Source organism: Pseudomonadota bacterium, from assembly GCA_039714795.1.
Taxonomy (GTDB): Bacteria; Pseudomonadota; Alphaproteobacteria; order JAGOMX01; family JAGOMX01; genus JBDLIP01.
Map to the genome: position 1 here is coordinate 40,991 of JBDLIP010000002.1, position 6,071 is coordinate 47,061.

Annotated in this window: 5 protein-coding genes and 1 tRNA gene; 3 read left to right on the forward strand and 3 right to left on the reverse strand. The window is 43.6% G+C overall.

Features of this window, described 5'->3' with window-relative positions; translation table 11 throughout:
- Position 1 precedes the first annotated feature (1 nt).
- From tssA to creD, 3 genes are all read left to right on the forward strand, one after another.
- Positions 2-1,117: a type VI secretion system protein TssA gene (gene tssA, locus ABFQ95_00410; GenBank protein ID MEN8236004.1), complete on the forward strand. Its 1,116-nt coding sequence runs from the start codon at positions 2-4 to the stop codon at positions 1,115-1,117.
- Between the two features lie 309 nt (positions 1,118-1,426).
- A complete protein-coding gene (locus ABFQ95_00415) occupies positions 1,427-2,635 on the forward strand; it encodes a D-alanyl-D-alanine carboxypeptidase (GenBank protein ID MEN8236005.1) in 1,209 nt (402 codons plus the stop codon).
- A 213-nt stretch (positions 2,636-2,848) separates the two neighbouring features.
- Positions 2,849-4,207 carry a cell envelope integrity protein CreD gene (gene creD, locus ABFQ95_00420; GenBank protein MEN8236006.1) on the forward strand — a complete coding sequence of 453 codons (1,359 nt, stop codon included), beginning with the start codon at positions 2,849-2,851 and terminating at the stop codon, positions 4,205-4,207.
- 20 nt (positions 4,208-4,227) lie between these two features.
- Here creD and pssA read toward each other — a convergent pair whose 3' ends face one another.
- The 3 genes from pssA to ABFQ95_00435 all read right to left on the reverse strand — a co-directional run bounded on the left by pssA (position 4,228) and on the right by ABFQ95_00435 (position 5,921).
- A complete protein-coding gene (pssA, locus tag ABFQ95_00425; protein ID MEN8236007.1) occupies positions 4,228-5,046 on the reverse strand; it encodes a CDP-diacylglycerol--serine O-phosphatidyltransferase in 819 nt (272 codons plus the stop codon).
- Between the two features lie 4 nt (positions 5,047-5,050).
- Entirely contained in the window at positions 5,051-5,755 is a 705-nt protein-coding gene (locus ABFQ95_00430) for a phosphatidylserine decarboxylase (GenBank protein MEN8236008.1), read from the reverse strand.
- A gap of 91 nt (positions 5,756-5,846) precedes the next feature.
- Positions 5,847-5,921: transfer RNA gene (locus tag ABFQ95_00435), tRNA-Gln, on the reverse strand.
- Positions 5,922-6,071 lie beyond the last annotated feature (150 nt).

Sequence of the window (6,071 nt, forward strand, 5' to 3'; positions counted from 1 at the left end):
TATGGCTCGCCAGAAAACTAAATCCGCCACTTCACCTCAATATCAAGAAATAACTCAGCTGATCTGTCCGATTCCTGGTGGCAACCTAGTAGGTCCTTACATCCGCTACGGGTCTCTTTTCGATAGCATTGTCACGGCACGCACCCAAGAAGATGCAACCCTACCTCAAGGAATTTGGAAGAGAGAAATCAAACAAGCCAATTGGCCTGAAGTTGTAACTTTGTGCAAAGATTTCCTTGAGCATCATTCAAAAGACTTGCAAATAGCTGCTTGGCTTATGCAGGCTTGGTACCATACAAAAGCTCTCGAAGGTCTCACTCAAGGATTGAGCCTCTTCAACCAACTATGTACAAACTATTGGCAGCAGATCCATCCCCACAGGATGGATGCAGAAGAAAACCTGGAGGAACGTTGTAATCTGATCTATTGGCTTAATGAAAAGCTCCCCCCTGACCTACACCAACTGCAAATGACAAAGCCTGCAAACCCTAAGGTAGCCATTTTCACTTTTGCTGACACTCTTCGCTTTGCAAGCTCTCCTAAACCAGCAATGAATAAAGCAATCGCAACGGCATTTCAACAAAGCCAAGCTGAAACTCCTGCGAGTTTTTATAATACAATCATTTCGGACACGACCACTGCCTTAGATGAGCTCAAAAATCTCGAACACACTTTAGATACCCATATCGGCGGTAATCTTTTTTCCCTCAGTCAGCTACGCCAAACACTGGAAGCTATTCAACACTTTGCAAAAGAGCAATGCAAAAAGTACGCAGAGGCAAAAAAGATGGCAAAGCAGGTCGCAAAGAAGCAACCGCCAACTCCTTTGAAACAAAAAACAATTACCAAACCAGCCGCAAAAGCTCCTGAAAAAGCGGATCCCGCTCTTGCAAAAAACAGCAGCAATGATTGCCAGCAGATCTATAGGCAGCTTGAAGAGATCATAACAAATCTAAAGCAAATCCACCCACAAAGTCCAGCTGCCTACCTGATACAAAAAGCAATCACCTTGGATCAAAAATCTCTACAAGAATGGCTAGAAGATATCAACCAACATAACCTTGATATCCAATCTGTCCAAAAATGGCTTGGCATTTTGCCCCAAGAGAGAAAGTAGCGCACCTGAACCAATGACTTGTCAGCAGGCTCAGGCAAAGGCGAGACAGGCTCAGCAAGCTGCTACGGCAGCCCAGCGGCAGGTTTTTAACGATCTACAAAAACAATAAATGCAAAGATTTTTCAATTTAATGTTACACGTTTTGGCATGATGGCTGAGGCTTCTATCACGCATATTTTGCATTCTGATGCGCTAGCTCTATTGGTTCCACTTTCTCCTCTTGCATAGCATTTTTGGCAACGTTATGTTAATAAAATCTTGCTATGAATTTAAGTACGTTACTTTCAACACATATCATTACGGATCTTCATGCTGCACACAGGTCGAAAACGTCAAAAATTCTGGCAAATTCTCACCCTATTAATGCTGTTTGGCATTGCCAGCTTGGATGTTGCTTCAGCTGCCCGAAAATCCAGGACAAGAAGTAATCCAAAATATGCCTCAATAGTTATGGATGCTCGCTCAGGTAACATATTGCACGCAGCTCATGCCAACGAATTGCGCTATCCAGCTTCACTCACTAAAATGATGACACTTTATATGGTCTTTGAAGCCCTTGAGACGGGGAGATTAAAGATTAACCAAAGACTACGTGTATCCAAACGTGCTTCACAACAAAGCCCTACAAAACTTTACCTGAAGTCAGGCAGCACCATTACCGTCCGAGACGCTATTCTTGGTCTCGTTACAAGGTCAGCAAATGATGCTGCTGTGGTGGTTGCCGAAGCTATTGGCGGCACTGAATGGAGGTTTGCTAAACAAATGACCCAAAAAGCAAGAAAGCTTGGAATGAGTCGAACTGTTTTTGGAAATGCCTCTGGTCTGCCTAAAAATCAAAGGCGGACAACTGCTAAAGATATGGCAACTCTGGCACGGGCACTATATTACCACTATCCAAAGTACTTTCGGTATTTCAGTACTCGCAGCTTTCGCTTTCGGGGACGCCCTGTTCATAACCACAATCGCTTGTTGGGAAATGTCCCTGGTGTTGATGGTATCAAAACTGGATTTACGAATGCCGCAGGACGCAACCTGGTGGCTTCTTGTGTACGAGGTGGGCACCGAATCTTTGCCGTGGTCATGGGGGGGCGTTCTAACCGAACCCGCGACCAACACATGATTAATTTACTTAATCGAGCTTATGCTAAAGCACCCAGATACAAACGCCCCACGCCGATTCCCTACCACAGACCTGCACAAAACCAGGCGACTCCACTCCCACCGACCATTCCGGCAGCGCTGAAAATTCACAACGTCACGCCGAGCACTAAACCTCCCAATTACTGGGCCGTACAGGTTGGCGCCTTTCCAAGAGCAAAGACCGCCCACACAGTGGCAAACCGCGTCCGTACCGCCGTCCACTCCCTTAAAACGGCACGTGTTGCCATCAATTCTCAAGGGAATTCGAAGAAACTCTACCTAGCCCGTCTCGTAGGATTGAACAAAACTCAAGCAAAAGCCGCTTGCAAAGCTTTAAAGCTTAGGGGCCTTGATTGCCTAGCTCTTAGGTCACGATAAAACTTTTATGCTTAAGTTATACTCGCCCGGGCACAGATTGCGCTTTTGGACACCCTCTGTAGCCGTTATCCTGAACGTTGGTTTCACTGAACAGCTATGTAAGAACCGTAAAATTGCTTGACAATTTGTGAATGATTTTTTACCGTTACTCGCAGGTTGGTATGGCCTAGAAGTGTGTTTTATTCTTATTCATTTTGTTTAGGGTATTTTTTTATGATTAAAAACTTTAATTCTTCATTCAAGACAAATTTTAGGATTAATATCACGTTTAAGGCGGCGCTGATCTTTCTTTTGACTATATTTTTGCTGATCCCGTTGTTTCTGGTTCAATCGCAGATCGAGGATCGGTCAAGACGTTATAAGGATACTGTACGTGAGATAGCACATTCGTGGGCCAATGGACAAAATCTACGCGGCCCTGTTCTTGCTGTTCCATATGAAAAAAAGGTTTCAGGTAAAAAAAATAGAGTATACACGGTGCCTGGAACAACCTATTTTTTGCCTGATTCGTTAGAATTTGACATTAAGCTGGATCCGCAAGAGCGTTATCGAGGTATCTACAAAACCGTTGTCTATACGAGTCATATTTCGGCAAAGGGTAAATTTTCTTTGCAGAGAGATAAATTCCCAAACTTGTTTTGGAAGCAAGCTTTTCTGGTGATTGGGGTCAGTGATTTGCGAGGCCTTGTGCAGACTCCTAATGTAACCTGGAATGATTCTGCAATTTCTTGTTTGCCTGGCACCAAATCGAATTTGTTTGCCTCAGGACTACATGGGATGCTTCCCCTTTCTGATTTATCGAACAATAAGGTATCAATTCCTTTTTCGATGACCCTTGAGTTGAGGGGAAGTGATCAATTTGATTTATTGCCTCTGGGTGCTGATACTCGAGCAAAAATAGAATCTTCTTGGTGTCATCCAAGCTTTAATGGCAATTTCTTGCCGGTAAGTAGAACGATTTCTAATCAAGGATTTGAATCTACGTGGCAAATTCCTCATTTGGCCCGCGGATATCCTAAGTCTTTTGACAATTTTCAATTAGAAAACATCAAATCAGCAATACAGGAATCCAAATTCGGAATTCGCATGATTCAACCCATAAATCATTATATGCTGACTATGCGTGCAGTTAAATATGGTGTGTTATTTATTCTTTTCACTTTTATCACTTTCTTCTTGTTTGAATTGAATACACGTAATTCCCTACATATCCTGCAATACGCTTTGGTGGGTGTTAGTTTGGTTACTTTTTTCTTGATTTTAATTGCTTTGAGTGAACATTTAAGTTTTGTGCTTGCTTATGTTTCTGCAAGCGTTGCGGTAATCACGCAAATTGTGCTTTATACCTACCAAACATTGAGGTCATTTAAAAGTTCCATAGCACTGGGAGGGATTCTGATAAGTCTCTATAGCTATCTTTACATGACGCTCCAGATAGAAGATTATGCTTTGTTAGTTGGTGCGATCAGCTTGTTCTTTATTTTGAGTGCAATTATGTTTTTCACCAGAAATATCCAATGGTATCATTCGGATATTTCACAAAAAAATAACACAGATAAACTGGAAGGGTGAGCAATCACATAGGTTTATGTTCAGCGACAATTAGAATTACCGATCGTATCGCCACTAGAGCGATGAGTTCTATCTTTAAGCCTTTGATAAGCCCGATAACTAAAGGGAAATGTGCACACGTAACCCAAGCCAATCACAAACAAGGTATACCAAAACGCATTGATCAGTGCAGTAATTGTAAGGCCTACCAATAGCATTAATGGCAATAACAAATGCTGCGGGATACGAGAACCCTTGAGTGAGTAGGTAGGCAGGCGACTCACCAATAAGAGACCTGCAAAGATCAGCAAGCATCCGTGTACAATTGGCCACTGCACTAAAAAGACTTCCGTAGCGTTTTGCAGCATCAAACCCATGAGGGCTAAAAAAGCGCCGGCTGGAATGGGAACACCTGTGAAAAATCCTTGTGTCCAATCGGGCTGAGGGATGTCCAAGGCTGTGTTAAAACGGGCTAGCCTTAGCCCTGCACAAATCACGTAAAACAAAACCAATGCCCAACCAAAACCATTCCATTGCTGCAATGAACTAATATAGAGCAAAACTGAAGGGGCAACGCCAAAGTTAATCATATCCGAAAGAGAATCAAGTTCAGCACCAAACCGGCTAGAAGTACCAAGCAGGCGGGCTAAGCGTCCATCCATAGCATCCAAAATTGCAGCGATCAAAATTGCAATCACAGCCATTTCATACCGATCAAGCAAAGCAAAGCGAATGGCGCTCAAGCCCGTACACAAAGCAACTAGAGTCATGATATTGGGAAGCACCCGAGAGATGGGGAGCTCTTGCAGACGTTCTTTAGGAGAGGGTTTATTGCCTGGGGTTGGGGAATCTGTAGACATTGTACTATCGGATTTTACCCATGCGCGGACTTTCCTTTGATTGGAAATCAGCGATGACGGTTTCACCAGCAATCATTTTTTGTCCCACACAAACCAGGGGGGATTTTCCTGGAGGCAAATAAACATCAACGCGGCTTCCAAACCGAATAAGTCCATAAACTTGACCCGTTTTCACGTAATCAGTTTGATTGACATCACAACGAATGCGCCGGGCTATAAGTCCGGCAATTTGCACGCATACCACGGATGTTTTAGGAGCAACCTCAATGACAATGGTGTGTCGTTCATTATGTTCACTGGCTTTGTCGAGCGAGGCATTAAAAAACTTACCAGGGTGGTATCTTGATTGTTCAAGGGTTCCCTTAATTGGAATACGATTGACATGCACATCAAAAATGTTCAAAAAGATGCTTACTCGGGTCCAGTCTTGCCCTTTAAGGTCAAGTTCACGTGGGGGCGCTGTTTTCTCAATAATGCTTTGAACCGTGCCGTCTGCAGGGCTCACTACAAGCCCATCGCGCTTGGGAACTACTCGGGGAGGATTACGGAAAAAATAAATAACCCAAAGGCTGACCAAGAGCATAACACCCGCCAAAGGGGGCATACCAAATGCATAAAGAAGAAAGGTGATCACAGCAGAAATGAGGATAAACGGCCAACCATCGCGGTGTATTGGAACAAAAAGAGTCTCTGAGACGGTGCTGAACATTTTTAGAACTACCCTGGTTACGTTGACCGTTGATATACCCTACCAGTCTAAACGTGTGCAGTGCAAGCTTGAAGGGGAAAGCGTGAAAGACTGGCTGGGGTGGTAGGATTCGAACCTACGCATGCCGGTACCAAAAACCGGTGCCTTACCACTTGGCTACACCCCAATAACATTCTTTAAATAAACCACAAATGCTTGTTAGGCGCAAGAGTTGACCAGACAGGGCTGTTCAGTAAAAGCTTGCATTTTAGGTAAAATTTAGCTTTAGTATTGTCTAACCGTAACAAATGGAGGTTAAGATGTTACTAGAAATTCT